Source organism: Streptomyces sp. NPDC059743 (assembly GCF_042732975.1).
Lineage (GTDB): Bacteria > Actinomycetota > Actinomycetes > Streptomycetales > Streptomycetaceae > Streptomyces.
The window spans coordinates 130,901-146,155 of sequence record NZ_JBHWGS010000023.1; the positions used below are offsets into that span (position 1 = coordinate 130,901).

A 15,255-nucleotide genomic window follows, 5' to 3' on the forward strand; every position below is an offset into this window, starting at 1 on the left:
CTGTCGGGGCGCGGAGCGGCAGTTGCGGGGAGAGCATGGACGACGGGAAGCCCACCGGACCCAAGGCGACATGGTGGAGCCGTCCCCCAGCGGGACGCGCGATACCGCAGGAGCCTGAGGTGCCGCCGGTGCACGGCGGCGAGGTGACGGCGCAGTTGCCTCCCGTCGCCGACGAGGTGTCAGGGTCCGGTGAGCACGCTCCCGGGCCCGCGCTCGCGGCGCCCGCCGATCGGCTCGCGGCGTCCGCCGATCAGGCTTCCGTACCGCAGGAGCGACCGCAGCCGCTGCATGAGCCCGACGAGTACAGCACACCGCCCTACGGCGGGCCCGGGCCCTGGGCGCCCGCGCCGCCCGTACAGCTCCCGACGCCGGCGCACGGTACGCCGCTGCCACCGCCGTACGCGGGCCAACAGGCGCGTCAGCAGGGCCCGCAGAGCTACCCACCGCCGCAGCCGCACCAGCCACAGCACCAGCAGCCACACCAGCACCAGCAGCCGCAGCCGTCGCAGCCGTCGCAGTGGGTCCAGTACGACCCGTGGAACACCGCCGCGCCCGTCCCCGGGCAGCAGCCGCTGACCTACCGCGGTGAGTCGCGGCCGGCCAAGCGGCGCAGGGCCGGAGTCGCGGGCGCGGTCCTCCTCGCGTTCGCCGGCTGTGTGCTGGGCGGCGCGGTCGGCGCGTACATCGAGCGCAACGACGGCTTCACCAGCGTCGAACTCCCGCAGGCGGACCGGGAGTCCGGCGGCCGGGCGCCCGACAGTGTCGCGGGCATCGCCGCCAGCGCCCTGCCCAGCGTCGTCACCCTCCATGTCAGTGGGAGCGACGAACAGGGCACCGGCACGGGCTTCGTTCTCGACCGGCAGGGCCACATCCTGACGAACAACCATGTCGTCCAGCCCGCGGGATCCTCCGGCGAGATATCCGTCACGTTCAGCGGCGGCCAGACCGCCAAGGCCGAACTGGTCGGCAAGGACAGCGGCTACGACCTCGCCGTCGTCAAGGTCACCGGAGTCTCCGGACTCAAACCGCTGCCGCTGGGCAACTCCGACAATGTCCGGGTCGGCGATCCGGTCGTGGCCATCGGCGCTCCCTTCGACCTGTCCAACACCGTGACCTCCGGGATCATCAGCGCCAAGGAGCGCCCGATCACCGCGGGCGGTGAGAGCGGCGACGGCAGCGATGTGAGCTATGTCGACGCCCTCCAGACCGACGCCCCGATCAATCCCGGCAACTCCGGCGGTCCTCTGGTGGACACCCGGGCCCGGGTCATCGGTATCAACAGCGCCATCCGCGCCGCGGACAGCGGCGCCGGCCTCGACGGCGGCCAGTCGGGATCCATCGGTCTCGGCTTCGCGATACCCATCAACCAGGGCAAGCGCGTCGCCGAGGAGCTGATCAACACCGGCAAGGCCACCCATCCCGTGATCGGTGTCAGCCTCGACATGGAGTACGCGGGCGACGGCGCCCGGGTCGGTACGAAGGCGGCCGACGGCGGTCCTGCGGTCACCTCCGGCGGTCCCGGGGCCAAGGCCGGGATCCAGGCGGGAGACGTCATCACCGAGGTGGACGGCCGGCGCGTGCACAGCGGCGAGGAACTGATCGTCAAGATCCGCGCCCACCGCCCGGGCGACCGGCTGGAGCTGACACTGCTGCGCGGCGGCCGGGAAAGGACCTTGACGGTGGCCCTGGGCTCCGCGGACGGCACCTGACGGACACCCGAAGGTACCGCCCGGACAGGTGCGCCAGGTACCGTGGAGCGGCCCGGACCTCGACCACTTCAGGCCAGGACGGCCCTGACCTCCGTCCGCGTACATGGAGAACACAAGGAGCAGCAAGGTGTTCAATGACATCGGCGCACTTGAGCTGGTCACGATCGTGGTCCTCGCGGTGCTCGTGTTCGGCCCGGAGAAGCTGCCCAAGGTCATCCAGGACGCCTCGCGCTTCATCCGCAAGGTCCGCGAGTTCTCCGAGAGCGCCAAGGAGGACATCCGCTCCGAGCTGGGCCCGGAGTTCAAGGACTTCGACTTCGAGGACCTCAATCCCAAGACGTTCGTCCGCAAGCAGCTCATGGACAACGACGATCTGGGACTGAAGGAGATCCGCAGCAGCTTCGATCTCCGTAAGGAGATGGCCGATGTGGCCGACGCGGTGAACGGCCATGAGAGTGGCTCCGCGGCGGACGCGCCGGTGGCTCCGATCGCCTCGGCGAATGGTTCCTCCAGCACTCCCGACCTGCTCAAGAAGCGCGAGAAGCCCGCTCGGGACGACCGCCCGCCCTTCGACGCAGACGCCACCTGAGCCCCATCAATCCCGGCGAGCCGGTACGGGGTGGCTATCCTCCATCTGTCCGGCAGTGAGGCGCCCGTCGGGGGCGGGCCGCTGCGGACGCGAGAGATCGAGGAGGCGCCGGCCAGATGGAGACGACGAGCCGGACAGAGGCGCGGAGCGCCAGTTCATCCACCGTCGACGGAGCGCCGGTGCTCGCGCGCCGCACGGTCGCGGAGTATCTGCGCGCTCCGTTCCCGTGGTACGGACTGGACGACGCGTTCACCGGGCCGCGCTGGCTGATGCAGGTCGGAGCCACGGCCGACGGCACCGTACGGCACGGCTCCACCGGCCACGGTGAGGAGCCGTCGATAAGGCCGGATCCCGCCTCGGCTGACCAGGAGCGCTTCGCGGTGGTGATCACGGTGGCCATCAGCCCCGAGCGCCGCAGCGGTGACGGCAGCGGCCATCTCGACGCCACCACCGCCTCCTCGGCCGCCTGGCTGGCCGGCTCGGGCCTGCTCTCCGCGACCTGGCCGCCGCAGCTCGACCACACGCTGCGTGACGACTGGCTGAACCAGCAGACGGAGGCCGCGTTCGAGCTGGCCGACGATCTGGAAGGGCCCGCCTGGTCGGTGCTCTCGCTGCCGGTCGACGGAGTGCCGACGCCCTTCCACTACCGCGAGTCCGAGTCCGGCTGGGTGCTGGCCGGATCGACGAGCGGCGATGTGCACCTCGGGGCCTACGGCCGCGGGATGAGCGCGTACGGCCTCGGCTTCTCGGTGATCGAGGACATCCGCTCGTACGACGCGTAAGGGCTCCCGTATGGCCTGTACGGCCCGTAGAGAGCCACCTCAGGGCAACGTGTAAGGGGCGACCGCCATTGCGGTCGCCCCTTACACATGCTTGTCACTCATGCTCGTACGGGCGTGCCCGCACGGCTCTCAGCCCATACCGCCCTCAGAACTTGTTGCGCGGCGTGATGCCCAGCGACATGCCCGCCAGACCGCGCTGCCTGCCGCCCAGCTTGCCCGCGATCTCGCGCAGCGCCGTCGCCGCCGGAGAGTCGGGATCGGAGAGGACGATCGGCTTGCCCTCGTCGCCGCCCTCCCGCAGCCGTACGTCGATGGGAATCGCGCCCAGCACCGGCACCGTGGCGCCCGTCGTCCTCGTCAGCCCTTCGGCGACCATCTTGCCGCCGCCCGTGCCGAAGACATCGATCATCTCGTCGCAGTGCGGACAGGGCAGACCGGACATGTTCTCGACCACGCCGACGATCTTCTGATGGGTCTGTACGGCGATGGAGCCGGCCCGCTCCGCGACCTCCGCCGCGGCTTGCTGCGGAGTCGTGACCACCAGGATCTCCGCGTTCGGCACCAGCTGCGCCACCGAGATCGCGATATCGCCCGTCCCCGGCGGCAGATCGAGCAGCAGCACATCCAGATCGCCCCAGTACACATCCGCGAGGAACTGCTGGAGCGCGCGGTGCAGCATCGGTCCGCGCCACACCACGGGCGAGTTGCCCGGCGTGAACATACCGATGGAGATCACCTTCACACCGTTCGCCGACGGCGGCATGATCATGTTCTCGACCTGGGTGGGCCGGCCCTCGGTGCCGAGCATCCGCGGCACGCTGTGGCCGTAGATGTCCGCGTCGACCACTCCGACCTTCAGCCCGTCGGCCGCCATCGCCGCGGCCAGATTGACCGTCACCGAGGACTTGCCGACGCCGCCCTTGCCCGATGCCACCGCGTACACCCTGGTCAGCGAGCCGGGCTTGGCGAACGGCACCTCACGCTCGGCGGTGCCGCCGCGCAGCGACGCCGTCAGCTCACGCCGCTGCTCGTCGCTCATCACATCCAGCGTGACATCGACCCGGGTCACTCCCTCGACCCGGGCGACCGCCTCCGTGACGCTGCGGGTGATCGTGTCGCGCATCGGGCAGCCGGACACCGTGAGATACACCGTGACAGCCACCGCGCCGTCCGCGCCGATCTCCACGGATTTGACCATCCCGAGATCGGTGATGGGCCGGTGGATCTCGGGGTCGTTCACCGTCGCCAGGGCGGCGCGCACCGCGTCCTCCGCGGGGACGGCGGTTCCGTACGTGTCGGTAGCCATACCCAGATGGTACGGCGCCCGGCGCCGCCACGGGAAAGGCCGGCAGCTGTCTGGCAGTGTCCGTCAGTGTCTGTCAGCGGTCCGAGTCTTCATGGCCATGGACGGTCTCGGCCGGGAACACCACCCGGTGTTCCACCATGTCCCGCACCAGATCCTGGAGTTCGGACCGGATCCAGTCGCGTGTGGCGACCTCGCCGAGGCCCATCCGCAGCGCCGCGATCTCCCGGGTCAGATACTCCGTGTCCGCGATGGAGCGCTCGTTCTGCTTGCGCTCCTGCTCATGGGTGACCCGGTCCCGGTCGTCCTGGCGGTTCTGCGCCAGCAGGATCAGCGGCGCGGCGTACGAGGCCTGGAGGGACAGCATCAGCGTCAGGAAGATGAACGGATATGGGTCCCAGCGCAGCCACGTCGGCGCGGTGATGTTCCAGACGAGCCACATGGCGATGATCAGCGTCATCCAGACGATGAAGCGGCCCGTGCCCAGAAAACGGGCGATCCGCTCCGAGAGCACTCCGAAGGCCTCGGGATCGTAGTCGGGCAGCAGCTTGCGGCGCGGTGGCAGCGGCTGGTCGAGACGGTTCCGGCCGCCGCGTGTCAGCGCCGTCGATCCCATGCCGGGCACGGCCCGCGCGCGCTCCCGGCCGCCGTCCCTGTCCATACGGTGGTCACTCACCACGGCCCACCGCCTCCTCCTCCAGGCCGTGGTAGTCCGTCTCGCGCCAGTCGTCCGGCAGCATGTGGTCGAGTACGTCGTCGACGGTCACCGCGCCGAGCAGCGAGCCGCTGTCGTCCACCACCGGCGCCGAGACCATGTTGTACGCGGCGAGGAAGCTGGTGATCGAGGAGAGCGGAGTCTCCGGGTGCAGCGGCGGCAGATCGCTGTCCACGATCGAGCTGACCAGGGTGTACGGCGGCTCCCGCAGCAGCCGCTGGAAGTGGACCGTACCCAGATATCTGCCCGTCGGCGTCTCGTCCGGCGGCCGGCACACATAGACCTGTGCGGCGAGCGAGGGCGAGAGGTCCTGCTGGCGTACCCGGGCCAGCGCGTCGGCGACCGTCGCGTCCGGCCGCAGCACGATCGGATCGGTCGTCATCAGACCGCCCGCGGTCCGCTCCTCGTACGACATCAGCCGCCGTACGTCCGCCGCGTCGTCCGGGCGCATCAGCGTCAGCAGCCGCTCCTTGTCCACCTCGGGCAGCTCGGAGAGCAGATCGGCCGCGTCGTCCGGATCCATCGCCTCCAGCACATCGGCCGCGCGCTCCTCCTCCAGCTTGCCGAGGATCTCCACCTGGTCGTCCTCGGGCAGCTCCTCCAGCACATCCGCGAGCCGGTCGTCGTCCAGCGCCGCGGCCACCTCGGCCCGCCGCTTCGGTGTGAGGTGGTGCATCGCGTTGGCGAGATCGACCGGGCGCAGCCGCTCGAAGGTGGCGACGAGATTCTCCGCGCCCTGCCCTTCCTCCTCCAGCGAGAAACCGGTGACCGCCGACCACTCGACGGTCAGCGCCTCTCCGCGCCGCCGCAGCGCGCCGCCCTTCCTGCCGCGCCGTACATAGACCTTGTCGATCTCCCAGTCGCGGCGGGCCGGGAGCTGGCGGACCGCCACATCGAGGACCGTCACCTCCTCGCCGCTCTCCACCAGCCGCACCCGCCGGTCCAGCAGCTCGCCGAGGACCAGACGCTCCGTAGGGCGCTGCTCGAAGCGCCGTACGTTCAGCACACCGGTGGTGATCACCTGGCCCGACTCGATACCGGTCACGCGTGTCATGGGCAGGAAGATCCGGCGCCGGGTGAGCGCCTCGACGACCAGACCGAGCAGCCGCGGCGGCCGGCGGCCGACCCGCAGCATCGCCACCAGATCGCGGACCCGGCCCACCTGGTCGCCGCTGGGATCGAAGACCGGCGCACCGGCCAGATGCGAGACGAAGATCCGAGGAGCGCCAGCCGCCATCGCGCGCGCCTCCTTGTCCCTGAGCGCTTGTCCCTGAATGTCCTTCTATCCAGCGTGATAACGGGTTCAGGCTAGCCCGTACCGGTGCGGTACGCCCTGGTGGAACGGTCCGTACGGCGTGTGCGCGGCATCGGTACGGCTCTCTGTCGAGCGGTGCGGACAGCCCGGGTACGCTGCGGTCTGCCAGCCGCCACCGCGTATGAGAGGCAGTGTGTCTGTGTCCCTTCTCCTGTCGTCCGGCCGTGTCCGCCGGACCGCACTCCCCGTCGCGCTCTGCGTGGGGCTGGCCGCCGTACTGACGGCGTGCGGTGAGGATCCGGACAAGGGAACGAACGGTGTCGGGAAGCTCACCGCCACCGAGATCGAGAGAAAGGCGCAGTCGGCGGCGGACGGCGCGAGCGCGGTCCGGCTCTCCGGCTCGCTGGTGAGCAACGGCGAGACCTACAAGCTCAATATGCAGCTCAAGGCGGACGGCGGCATCGGTTCGGTCATCTCGAAGGACAGCACCTTCCAGCTCCTGCGGATCGAGGACGAGCTGTATCTGAAGGCCGACGCCGGCTTCTGGAGCCATGCGGACAACAGCGACGACGGCGGCGGCGACAGCGCGAGCACAGCGCCCAGCGAGGCCGATTCCGCGGTCGCGGACAAGCTCCAGGACAAGTATGTGAAGGTCCCGGAGGACGATCCGTCGTACAAGCAGCTCAGCGGCTTCACGGACAAGAATGTGCTGCTCGACGGGATACTGACGCTGCACGGCAAGCTGACCAAGGGCGACCGCGACCGGATCGGCGGCCTGCGGACCGTCAAGGTCAACGGCGGCGAGGGCGACGGCGGGACGCTGGACGTCTCGCTGGAGGGCGTGCCGTATCCGCTGCAACTGGTACGCGCGGGCGGCGCCGGCACGGTCACGCTCTCCGACTGGGGCAAGGACTTCGTGCTGGAGGCGCCGGCGAAGAGCGAGACCGTCGACTACGGCAGCCGTCTGCCGAAGGCCGAGGACCAGTGACGGCCGGTACGGGACAGGCCGGTACGGGAGCGGGCGGGGCCGTCCGTCGCGACCATCCGGCTCGCCGCGACCGTCCGGCGGCCGTCTGCCCTCGGTCGTTGTCCTAGTCGCCGGACGGGCGGGATCTTCTCAGGAGCAGCCGCCCGAGTGAGGCCGGTGCGGGCTGACGAGTTGTCGCCACCGTCGGCAGCGGTACGGCGGCCTGTGAGTCCGACGGCAGGTCGGTGGTCATGTCCTGAGGCGTCAGCCGCAGCACCCGGCACTCACGCGCCCAGCGCTCCGGCATCTCCTCCGCGTCCGGCGCGTTGAGCCGCTTGCCCTTGAGCTCGGCGACGGCCGTCTCCCAGTCCGCCGAGTGCGGAGGCAGTTCGGCCACGGCCGCGGTCCAGACGACCAGCCGGCCGCCCTTGTCCTTGCTGCGTACGGTCACCTCGGCGGTGGAGCCGTCGGCGAGCCCCGGCAGCGGCTGCTCCCCGGGACCGTCGCCGACCAGATACGTGGCGCCTTCATGCCAGATGTGCCACAGCGCGCGGCCGGGACCTGGGCCCCGCACCCAGATGAGGGCGGACTTCTTGGTGGCCTCCTCGACAAGCGCCTGGCCGAGCGCCTGGCCGAGCTGCGGATCCGTCATGCCCCGCAGCTTAACGGCCGCCTCGGACACCCGGCCGTACACCGCCCGGACCGAGGTCAGAGCCAGCCGTTGCGCTTGAGCGTGCGATGGATCGTCACACAGACGACCGCGATCGCGCCGAGCACCATCGGATAACCGAACTTCCAGTGCAGCTCCGGCATGTGATCGAAGTTCATGCCGTAGATCCCGCAGATGGCCGTCGGCACGGCGATGATGGCCGCCCAGGATGTGATCTTGCGCATGTCCTCGTTCTGCGCGACGGTCGCCTGCGCCAGATTCGCCTGGAGGATCGAGTTCAGCAGTTCGTCGAAGCCGATGACCTGCTCGTGCACCTGCGCGAGATGGTCGGCGACATCGCGGAAGTACTTCTGGATGTCCGGGTCCACCAGCCGCATCGGCCGCTCGCTCAGCAGCTGCATCGGCCGCAGCAGCGGCGAGGCGGCCCGCTTGAACTCCAGTACCTCGCGCTTGAGCTGATAGATCCGCCCGGCGTCGGAGCCGCGCGGACTGCCCTTCGCGGGCGCGGAGAAGACATCGATCTCGACCTCGTCGATGTCGTCCTGCACGGCCGCCGCCACCGCGATATATCCGTCGACCACATGGTCGGCGATGGAGTGCAGCACGGCCGAGGGCCCTTTGGCGAGCAACTCCTCGTCCTCCTCCAGACGGTGGCGCAGGGCGCGCAGTGAGCCCTTGCCGCCGTGCCGGACGGTGATGACGAAGTCCCGTCCGGTGAAGCACATCACCTCACCGGTCTCCACGACCTCGCTGGTCGCGGTCAGTTCGGTGTGCTCGACATAGTGGATGGTCTTGAAGACCGTGAACAAGGTGTCGTCGTACCGCTCCAGCTTGGGCCGCTGATGCGCGTGCACCGCGTCCTCGACCGCGAGCGGGTGGAGCCCGAACTCGGCCGCGATACCGGCGAATTCCTCCTCGGTCGGCTCATGGAGGCCGATCCAGGCGAAGCCGCCGCCGTCCCGTACCCGCAGCATCGCCTCGTGAGGCGTGACACACGGGTCCTCCATCACCCGCCGGCCCTTGCGGTAGACCGCGCAGTCGACCACCGCGCTCGACGCGGACGGATCACGGGTGGCGTCGTACGAGTCGTACTTGCCGTAGGCGGCGGTGCTCTTGCGCAGGGCCGGGCGGACCACTGCGCGCAGGTCTCGGATCATCGACATGGCGGGCTCCTTCACGGAGAGGCCGTCGGCGAGGTGGCACAGCCCGGAATGGGGACGTGGTGCGTACGTCCGCAAAGCGGGCGGCACCGCGAGGTCGCGGTGACGGCGTTCGCTACAGACAGGCGGAAAACACAGAGAAGAAAGAAGTGCTCTTCCGTCGTGCGAAGTGCCGTGCCCGGACGGGCTGAGGCCTCAGATCCCCGGGACCCGGGTCACCGGGACAGGAGCGGGGCGGAAGAGCGGCTGGTACTGGCCGGGTGACTTCGATCCACCGCAGCCCCACCTCCTCCGGCCGGTCCCCCGTGGGGGATGACGTGATGTCGGGACCGGAGAGCGACGCTTCCGCACGCTGTCCCGACCAGCGGCCAAGACTATCAGCAGACAGACGTCAATCCCTTCCTCTGCCCGATTCATATGCGATCTATGCTCGCCGTATGGGAGAAATTCTTGCTCTGGTGGAGGCCAGGCTGCGCACGGCGCTGGGCGAACCGGACGCGCGGGCCTCGGTGACCTTCCTGGGGACGGACCGTATCGAGGTGCTGCGCTTCCAGGACTCCCGGAGCCAGGACTCCCGGAGCGGTTCTCCGGACGGCGGTTCTCCGGATGTCGGTTCCGCGTGGGACGGCGGCTCCGCGGGCGGCCCGGACGCGGTGGTGAGGTATGTCACGCTCGGGATGTCGGCACAGCCGATGGCGGACCCGTCGGCGCTGCTCGCCGATCCGGTGAAAGGGCCCAGGGCGGAGCTGATCCTCACCGTACGGGCAGGGCTCGCCGGGACCGACCAGGTGCTGCGTCCGCTGGCCACACTCGCCGCGTCTCCGCAGGTCGAGGGCGTGGTCGTGGCCTCGGGCGGCTCGCTGGACCTCGGTGCGCCGCTCTGGCCGGGAGCGCCGTTCCAGTCGGTACTGGTGGGAGAGTCCGGCGGACTGGTGCCGGACCTGGAACTGGACGCTCCGCTGGAGCCGGTACGTTTTCTGCCGCTGCTGCCGATGACACCGAACGAGGCGGCGTGGAAACGGGTCAGAGGCGCGCAGGAGCTTCAGGAGCGCTGGCTGGCCAACGGCACGGATCTGCGCGATCCGCTGCGCCGCTCCGTATCCCTGGACTGATCGGACTGATCGCCGGCAGCGCCGGACCGATCCCGGCGGACTCCCGGCGGACCGGTCCCCGGCGGAACGCGGCTGTTCAGTTCCGTTCAGTTCCCGGGCGACTCCCGCCGGAAGGGTGATCGTCCTTGACGCGGCGTCGGCCGGGGAGGACCGTGGGGCGCTATGAGGGGCGAACCCAGTTGCCCGAAGTGCGGTGGCCGGGTCAGGGCGCCCGGTCTTTTCGCCGACTCCTGGCAGTGTGATGTGCACGGCACCGTGCATCCGCTCCAGCCCGTGATACCGCCCAGCGTCGAGGCCCTCGGTGTCGTGGTGCACCGCGCCCAGGTGCCGGTCTGGATGCCCTGGCCGCTGCCCGTCGGCTGGCTCTACACCGGAGTGGCGTACGCGGGCGACGACCGCAGCGGAGGCCGTGCCACCGCCGTCGCCTGCTCGGGTCCTGGACCGCTCGGCGGCATGGGCGAGCTGCTGCTGGTCGCGGAGGAGCTGGGAGTCGGGCTGGGAGCCCGGTACGCGGGGATCGACGGCCCCGATCCCGGGCCGCACATCGGGGTCGACAAGCCTCCGCAGGCCAAGCTGCTCGCCGCGGGCCGGCCCACGCCGCTGTGGCATGTCGCCCAAGCGCCGGACGACCGGGCGGTCTTCGCGGGCGAGGCGCTCGGACTGTGGCTGTGGGCGATCGTCTGGCCGGAGCAGTCGGGACTGCTGCTCTACGACGAACTGGTGCTGACCGATCTGCGGGACGCGGGCGCCGAGGTGGAACTGCTGCCGTGCGGCGCGCTGTCGCCGCGACTGCTGTCCTGACCGTCGTATGCCAGGACCGTCGCACGTCCTGACCGGACCGTTGAGTGTCCTGACCGTCGGATTTCGTTCCTGGACCCTCGCCTTCCAGGACCGGACCGCGGGCGTCCGGGCTGTTCGAATCTCCCGTTATCCTTGAGCGTCCCCTGTCCGCCCCGAGCTCCCGGAGTACGCGTCGTGCGCATCGATCTGCACACCCACTCCACGGCCTCGGACGGTACGGACACTCCGGCCGAGCTGGTCCGTAACGCGGCTGCCGCCGGGCTCGATGTCGTCGCCCTGACCGACCACGACTCCACTCGCGGCCATGCCGAGGCGATCGCCGCGCTCGCGGATCTCGACCGTGATCTCACGCTGGTGACCGGCGCCGAGCTGTCTTGCCGGCTCGACGGCATCAGCCTGCACATGCTCGCCTATCTCTTCGACCCGGACGAGCCCGAGCTGCTGCGCGAGCGCGAGCTGGTACGGGACGACCGGGTGCCCAGGGCGCGGACGATGGTCGGCAAGCTCCAGGAGCTGGGCGTTCCGATCACCTGGGAGCAGGTGGCCAGGATCGCGGGCGACGCCTCCCTCGGACGTCCGCACATCGCCACGGCCCTGGTCGAACTCGGTGTCGTCGAGACGGTGTCGGACGCCTTCACGCCCGAGTGGCTGGCCAACGGCGGACGCGCCTACGCCGAGAAGCACGAACTCGATCCGTTCGAGGCGATCCGCCTGGTCAAGGCCGCCGGCGGAGTCACCGTCTTCGCGCATCCGCAGGCCGTCAAGCGCGGTGAGGTCGTGCCGGACTCCGCGGTCGCGCGGTTCGCCGCGGCCGGTCTCGACGGTATCGAGGTCGACCACATCGACCACGACGCACCGACGCGGGCCCGGCTGCGCGACCAGGCCGCCGAGCTCGGGCTGCTGGTCACCGGCTCCAGCGATTACCACGGCAGCAGGAAGTCCGTGGCACTTGGCGCGTGCACGACCGATCCGGAGATCTACGGCGAGATCACCCGGCGCGCGTCCGGCGCGTTCCCGGTGCCGGGCGCGGGCGGACGCGCCTAGGTTCCGTCGGGCGCACCCCTGAGCGTCCGATCCGCAGCCCGCCTCGGACGCCGTCGCCTCGGGCCCGTACGTAACAGCCCGCTCGTACGGGCTACTTCGCCGCGCGCCACGGCCCTTCGCTCTTTCCTGTTCGCTCCGCCCACTCTTCCCGCAAGGCCTTCACCGTGTTCGATGTCGCCGTTTTCGGATCGCTCTTTCTGACTCTCTTCGTGATCATGGATCCGCCCGGGATCACGCCCATATTTCTCGCCCTCACCTCAGGACGTCCCGCCAAGGTCCAGCGCGCCATGGCCTGGCAGGCGGTGGCCGTCGCCTTCGGTGTGATCACCGTCTTCGGGATTCTCGGCCAGCAGATCCTGGACTATCTCCATGTCTCCGTACCGGCGCTGATGATCGCCGGCGGGCTGCTTCTGCTGCTCATCGCGCTGGATCTGCTGACCGGCAAGAACGATGAGCCGAAGCAGACCAAGGACGTCAATGTGGCACTCGTACCGCTGGGTATGCCGCTGCTGGCCGGGCCCGGCGCGATCGTGTCCGTCATCCTCGCCGTGCAGCACGCCGACGGCGCGGCGGCGCAGCTCTCGGTCTGGGCCGCGATCGTCGCGATGCATGGCGTGCTGTGGCTGACGATGCGCTACTCGCTGGTGATCATCCGGCTGATCAGGGACGGAGGTGTGGTGCTGGTGACACGGCTGGCCGGGATGATGCTCTCGGCGATCGCCGTGCAGCAGATCATCAATGGCGTGACCCAGGTCGTACAAGGTGCCTGACCCGGGACTCCTGACCCGGGACGCCCTACCCGGGCGCCCGTCCTGCGGCATGGCTCCGCAGGCTCCGCACACAGGCAGCGCCTCCGTACGAGTGATCCGTACAGAGGCGCTTCGTCTGCGGTGCGGTGAGGCGAACAGTGGTGAGGTGAGCGGTTATGAGGCCGGGTCTTCGGCCGGACGGATATAGATCCGCTGGCCCATCGCGGCCGCTTGCTGCACGATGCGGTTGACGGAGGCGGCGTCCACGACGGTGCTGTCCACGGCGGTGCCGTCGACATCGTCGAGTCGCATGATTTCGAAGCGCACAGGCTTCTCCCTTCGTCTGATCCTCCTGCTGGAGAACTGTGGGTGACGGGACATCCGTCGGTCGTTACGCGAACGCTGTTACGTGTAGCTTCAACGGGTTGCCCTCTGCAAATATTCCCTAGGCTAAGGAAATTCTCTGGGACGCTGACTACTGGCGGGTACGGTGTCGTCCACAGAAAATGAAACGCGTATGAACGAGGCAGAGATCAACCCACAGATCACCGAGACCAGTGAGATCACCGAGATCGCCGCCCGTCTTGAGCGGACCAACGAGCTGCTCCAGCGCATGCTCGCCGAGGTCGCCAAGACCCCGTCCACGCATGCCATCTTCGTGGACGCCGGTTACGTCTATGCTGCGGCCGGGTTGCTTGTAGCGGGCACCGAAGACCGGCGGGCCTTTGATCTCGACGCCGAGGGCCTGATCGAGGCCTTCATCGACAAGGCCCGGATCATCTTCGCGGACAGCAGACTGCTCCGTGTCTACTGGTACGACGGCGCCCGGCGGCGGATCCACACGCCCGAGCAGCAGTCCATCGCGGAGCTGCCCGACGTCAAGGTCAGGCTCGGCAATCTCAACGCCAACAACCAGCAGAAGGGCGTCGACTCCCTGATCCGTACGGATCTCGAATCGCTCGCCCGGCACCGCGCGATCAGCGACGCGGCGCTGGTCGGCGGTGACGAGGACCTGGTGTCCGCCGTCGAGGCGGCGCAGGGCTACGGCGCTCGGGTCCATCTCTGGGGCATAGAGGCCGGCGAGGGACGCAACCAGGCCGAGCCGCTGCTGTGGGAGGTCGACAGCCAGCGCACCTTCGACCTGGAGTTCTGCAAGCCGTATGTCACCCGGCGCCCGGTCACGACGTACGAGCACGAGGGCGAGCCACCGCCCTCCCGGGACCAGGTGCGCTTCATCGGCGCGCAGATCGCCGCGACCTGGCTGGCGGAGCGCGGCCGGGACGCGATGGGCGAGCTGCTGCCGGGCCATCCGTATCTGCCGGGCCCGGTGGACCAGGATCTGCTGATCGAGGCGGAGAGGCTGCTCCAGAGGTCGCTACGAGGCCACGCGATACTGCGGCGGTCACTGCGGGACGGCTTCTGGCAGCACCTCCAGTCGCAGTACTGACCGTCGCGGTACCGACCACTGATCGTCGCGGTACCGACCGGACAAGAGCGTTACCGCTCTCAGTTCTCAGTGTTCTCAGTAGTGGCCGTCCCAGAAGTCCGTCAGCGCGGCGGCGGTCTCCAGCGGCCGGTCGGTGTTGGGCGAGTGCTGTGCGCCCTCGATCACGCTCCTGCGCGCCTTGAGCCGCTCCGCCATCGCGTCGAGCAGCGGCAGCGGCCAGGTGTCGTCGCGCTCGCCGGACACCACATGCTTGGGCAGCGGCTGTACGGCGGCCAGCTCGTCCACCCGGTCGGGCTCCATGGAGAGCTGCCGTCCGGTGGCGATGAGCTGCGCAGGATTGGTCCGCAGCCAGCGCCTGCGCAGATCGTCACCGTCGACCGGAGTCACATCGTCGTCGACGGGTGTGTCCATCATGCGCATGGCCTCCCAGACCTGGGCCATGGTCATGGTCGCGAGCGCGTCGCTGAGCATCTTCACCCGCTCCTGCTGGGCCGGCGCGACCTGCGCGGGCCCCGAGGACATCAAGGTCAGCGAGAGGAACGGATTCCGGTCGAGCAGCACGGCGGCGCGGGCGATCTGCCCGCCGAGCGAATGTCCGAGCAGATGGACGGGAGTGCCGATCGCCTCGGCCTGCGCCAGCACATCGGCGGCCAACTCGCCCTGTGCGTAGGCCTCCGGAGTGTCCGGTCCGTCGGTCTCGTACTGTCCGCGGCCGTCCACGGCGAGGGCGCGATAGCCCGCCTCGGCGAACGGTTCGAGCAGTGAGATGAAGTCCTCCTTGCTGCCGGTGTACCCGGGCAGCAGAAGCACGGTTCCCTGTGGCTCACCCGTGGGCCTGCCGTCGAGCACGGCGAACCGGCCGCGCCGGGTCGACAGACTACGGGCACGGGCGCAGGAGGGCGGGACAAAGCTGGACGGCCGACTCATGCGACGAAGATTAGGCCCTGCCGTG

General features: G+C 69.5%; 16 protein-coding genes. 9 read left to right on the forward strand and 7 right to left on the reverse strand.

The window, feature by feature from the left end; translation table 11 throughout:
- Positions 1–35: 35 nt before the first annotated feature.
- The 3 genes from ACFV6H_RS33225 (at position 36) to ACFV6H_RS33235 (ending at position 3,080) form a co-directional block, all read left to right on the forward strand.
- The gene (locus ACFV6H_RS33225) at positions 36–1,709 is read left to right on the forward strand and encodes a S1C family serine protease (RefSeq protein WP_385549854.1); all 1,674 of its coding nucleotides are present in this window, start codon (positions 36–38) and stop codon (positions 1,707–1,709) included.
- 127 nt (positions 1,710–1,836) lie between these two features.
- Positions 1,837–2,298 (forward strand): sec-independent translocase, encoded by a 462-nt coding sequence (locus ACFV6H_RS33230; protein WP_384782125.1) that lies wholly within the window; start codon positions 1,837–1,839, stop codon positions 2,296–2,298.
- A 116-nt stretch (positions 2,299–2,414) separates the two neighbouring features.
- Positions 2,415–3,080 carry a hypothetical protein gene (locus tag ACFV6H_RS33235; RefSeq protein WP_384782126.1) on the forward strand — a complete coding sequence of 222 codons (666 nt, stop codon included), beginning with the start codon at positions 2,415–2,417 and terminating at the stop codon, positions 3,078–3,080.
- A 145-nt stretch (positions 3,081–3,225) separates the two neighbouring features.
- Here the strand turns inward: ACFV6H_RS33235 and ACFV6H_RS33240 are convergent, their stop codons facing one another.
- The 3 genes from ACFV6H_RS33240 to ACFV6H_RS33250 all read right to left on the reverse strand — a co-directional run bounded on the left by ACFV6H_RS33240 (position 3,226) and on the right by ACFV6H_RS33250 (position 6,335).
- Positions 3,226–4,386 carry an Mrp/NBP35 family ATP-binding protein gene (locus tag ACFV6H_RS33240; protein WP_385549858.1) on the reverse strand — a complete coding sequence of 387 codons (1,161 nt, stop codon included), beginning with the start codon at positions 4,384–4,386 and terminating at the stop codon, positions 3,226–3,228.
- A 73-nt stretch (positions 4,387–4,459) separates the two neighbouring features.
- Positions 4,460–5,044: a DUF1003 domain-containing protein gene (locus tag ACFV6H_RS33245; RefSeq protein WP_385549905.1), complete on the reverse strand. Its 585-nt coding sequence runs from the start codon at positions 5,042–5,044 to the stop codon at positions 4,460–4,462.
- Positions 5,045–5,051: 7 nt separating this feature from the next.
- Positions 5,052–6,335 (reverse strand): magnesium transporter MgtE N-terminal domain-containing protein, encoded by a 1,284-nt coding sequence (locus ACFV6H_RS33250; RefSeq protein ID WP_384782128.1) that lies wholly within the window; start codon positions 6,333–6,335, stop codon positions 5,052–5,054.
- Between the two features lie 217 nt (positions 6,336–6,552).
- Here ACFV6H_RS33250 and ACFV6H_RS33255 point away from each other — a divergent pair, with 217 nt between their 5' ends.
- Positions 6,553–7,341 (forward strand): hypothetical protein, encoded by a 789-nt coding sequence (locus ACFV6H_RS33255; protein ID WP_384986147.1) that lies wholly within the window; start codon positions 6,553–6,555, stop codon positions 7,339–7,341.
- A 103-nt stretch (positions 7,342–7,444) separates the two neighbouring features.
- On the opposite strand, the gene ACFV6H_RS33260 is transcribed toward ACFV6H_RS33255, so the two are convergent.
- Positions 7,445–7,972 carry a hypothetical protein gene (locus ACFV6H_RS33260; protein ID WP_384986088.1) on the reverse strand — a complete coding sequence of 176 codons (528 nt, stop codon included), beginning with the start codon at positions 7,970–7,972 and terminating at the stop codon, positions 7,445–7,447.
- A 56-nt stretch (positions 7,973–8,028) separates the two neighbouring features.
- Positions 8,029–9,153 (reverse strand): magnesium and cobalt transport protein CorA, encoded by a 1,125-nt coding sequence (locus tag ACFV6H_RS33265; RefSeq protein ID WP_384986087.1) that lies wholly within the window; start codon positions 9,151–9,153, stop codon positions 8,029–8,031.
- 434 nt (positions 9,154–9,587) lie between these two features.
- On the opposite strand from ACFV6H_RS33265, the gene ACFV6H_RS33270 reads away from it, so the two are divergent.
- The 4 genes from ACFV6H_RS33270 (at position 9,588) to ACFV6H_RS33285 (ending at position 12,877) form a co-directional block, all read left to right on the forward strand.
- Complete coding sequence (locus ACFV6H_RS33270; protein ID WP_385549863.1) at positions 9,588–10,262, forward strand: suppressor of fused domain protein; 675 nt, start codon at positions 9,588–9,590, stop codon at positions 10,260–10,262.
- 162 nt (positions 10,263–10,424) lie between these two features.
- Positions 10,425–11,063 carry a DUF6758 family protein gene (locus ACFV6H_RS33275; RefSeq protein ID WP_093602051.1) on the forward strand — a complete coding sequence of 213 codons (639 nt, stop codon included), beginning with the start codon at positions 10,425–10,427 and terminating at the stop codon, positions 11,061–11,063.
- Between the two features lie 174 nt (positions 11,064–11,237).
- The gene (locus ACFV6H_RS33280; RefSeq protein ID WP_093602053.1) at positions 11,238–12,107 is read left to right on the forward strand and encodes a PHP domain-containing protein; all 870 of its coding nucleotides are present in this window, start codon (positions 11,238–11,240) and stop codon (positions 12,105–12,107) included.
- A gap of 164 nt (positions 12,108–12,271) precedes the next feature.
- The gene (locus tag ACFV6H_RS33285; RefSeq protein WP_384782139.1) at positions 12,272–12,877 is read left to right on the forward strand and encodes a MarC family protein; all 606 of its coding nucleotides are present in this window, start codon (positions 12,272–12,274) and stop codon (positions 12,875–12,877) included.
- A 153-nt stretch (positions 12,878–13,030) separates the two neighbouring features.
- Here ACFV6H_RS33285 and ACFV6H_RS33290 read toward each other — a convergent pair whose 3' ends face one another.
- On the reverse strand, positions 13,031–13,183 hold the full coding sequence (locus ACFV6H_RS33290; protein WP_363083873.1) for a hypothetical protein: 153 nt from the start codon (positions 13,181–13,183) through the stop codon (positions 13,031–13,033).
- A gap of 190 nt (positions 13,184–13,373) precedes the next feature.
- Here ACFV6H_RS33290 and ACFV6H_RS33295 point away from each other — a divergent pair, with 190 nt between their 5' ends.
- Positions 13,374–14,303, forward strand: coding sequence for an NYN domain-containing protein (locus ACFV6H_RS33295; protein WP_093602059.1), 930 nt, complete (start codon positions 13,374–13,376; stop codon positions 14,301–14,303).
- Positions 14,304–14,378: 75 nt separating this feature from the next.
- Here ACFV6H_RS33295 and ACFV6H_RS33300 read toward each other — a convergent pair whose 3' ends face one another.
- Complete coding sequence (locus ACFV6H_RS33300; RefSeq protein WP_385549869.1) at positions 14,379–15,230, reverse strand: alpha/beta fold hydrolase; 852 nt, start codon at positions 15,228–15,230, stop codon at positions 14,379–14,381.
- Between the last annotated feature and the right edge of the window lie 25 nt (positions 15,231–15,255).

Bases quoted from the DNA above. Each gene is read 5' to 3' on its own strand.
- ACFV6H_RS33250 (WP_384782128.1), bottom strand. From the start codon at position 6,335: ATGGCGGCTGGCGCTCCTCGGATCTTCGTCTCGCATCTGGCCGGTGCG.
- ACFV6H_RS33295 (WP_093602059.1), top strand. From the start codon at position 13,374: ATGAACGAGGCAGAGATCAACCCACAGATCACCGAGACCAGTGAGATC.
- ACFV6H_RS33265 (WP_384986087.1), bottom strand. From the start codon at position 9,153: ATGTCGATGATCCGAGACCTGCGCGCAGTGGTCCGCCCGGCCCTGCGC.
- ACFV6H_RS33235 (WP_384782126.1), top strand. From the start codon at position 2,415: ATGGAGACGACGAGCCGGACAGAGGCGCGGAGCGCCAGTTCATCCACC.
- ACFV6H_RS33275 (WP_093602051.1), top strand. From the start codon at position 10,425: ATGAGGGGCGAACCCAGTTGCCCGAAGTGCGGTGGCCGGGTCAGGGCG.
- ACFV6H_RS33300 (WP_385549869.1), bottom strand. From the start codon at position 15,230: ATGAGTCGGCCGTCCAGCTTTGTCCCGCCCTCCTGCGCCCGTGCCCGT.
- ACFV6H_RS33225 (WP_385549854.1), top strand. From the start codon at position 36: ATGGACGACGGGAAGCCCACCGGACCCAAGGCGACATGGTGGAGCCGT.
- ACFV6H_RS33270 (WP_385549863.1), top strand. From the start codon at position 9,588: ATGGGAGAAATTCTTGCTCTGGTGGAGGCCAGGCTGCGCACGGCGCTG.
- ACFV6H_RS33240 (WP_385549858.1), bottom strand. From the start codon at position 4,386: ATGGCTACCGACACGTACGGAACCGCCGTCCCCGCGGAGGACGCGGTG.
- ACFV6H_RS33260 (WP_384986088.1), bottom strand. From the start codon at position 7,972: ATGACGGATCCGCAGCTCGGCCAGGCGCTCGGCCAGGCGCTTGTCGAG.
- ACFV6H_RS33245 (WP_385549905.1), bottom strand. From the start codon at position 5,044: ATGGACAGGGACGGCGGCCGGGAGCGCGCGCGGGCCGTGCCCGGCATG.